Source organism: Paenibacillus sp. VCA1 (genome assembly GCF_031583795.1).
Lineage (GTDB): Bacteria > Bacillota > Bacilli > Paenibacillales > Paenibacillaceae > Paenibacillus_AQ > Paenibacillus_AQ albilobatus.
The window spans coordinates 1-459 of record NZ_JAVLSX010000045.1 but is presented as its reverse complement, the minus strand read 5'-3'; the positions used below and the strand labels follow the sequence as shown (position 1 = coordinate 459).

Here is a 459-nt window from a genome sequence, read left to right as displayed (position 1 = left end):
CCCGACCCTCTGCTTGTAAGGCAGATGCTCTCCCAGCTGAGCTAAGTCTCCATGGTGACCCGTAGGGGATTCGAACCCCTGTTACCTCCGTGAAAGGGAGGTGTCTTAACCCCTTGACCAACGGGCCATGATAACATTTATAAGTATTATGGCGGAGAGAGAGGGATTCGAACCCTCGAGACGCTTTTGACGCCTACACGATTTCCAATCGTGCTCCTTCGGCCAACTCGGACACCTCTCCATAATGGCTCCCCGAACAGGACTCGAACCTGTGACAACTCGATTAACAGTCGAGTGCTCTACCGACTGAGCTATCAGGGAACAATATTTAATTCAGATGTTTGATCACCTGAAAACTAGATACGAAACGTTTTGCGTTTTAAATACTCCGTAGCGTTACCCTTCACTTTTTGTTCCGGGCCCCGCCAAAGTACTCGGAATCAGCTACGAAGCTGCTCT

General features: G+C 49.9%; 3 tRNA genes. All 3 read right to left on the bottom strand.

The features are described 5' to 3' along the window. Positions 1-52 precede the first annotated feature (52 nt). The 3 genes from RJP21_RS31080 to RJP21_RS31070 all read right to left on the bottom strand — a co-directional run bounded on the left by RJP21_RS31080 (position 53) and on the right by RJP21_RS31070 (position 321). Positions 53-127, bottom strand: a tRNA-Glu gene (locus RJP21_RS31080). 22 nt (positions 128-149) lie between these two features. Then, positions 150-241: transfer RNA gene (locus RJP21_RS31075), tRNA-Ser, on the bottom strand. 4 nt (positions 242-245) lie between these two features. Continuing rightward, positions 246-321, bottom strand: a tRNA-Asn gene (locus RJP21_RS31070). Positions 322-459 lie beyond the last annotated feature (138 nt).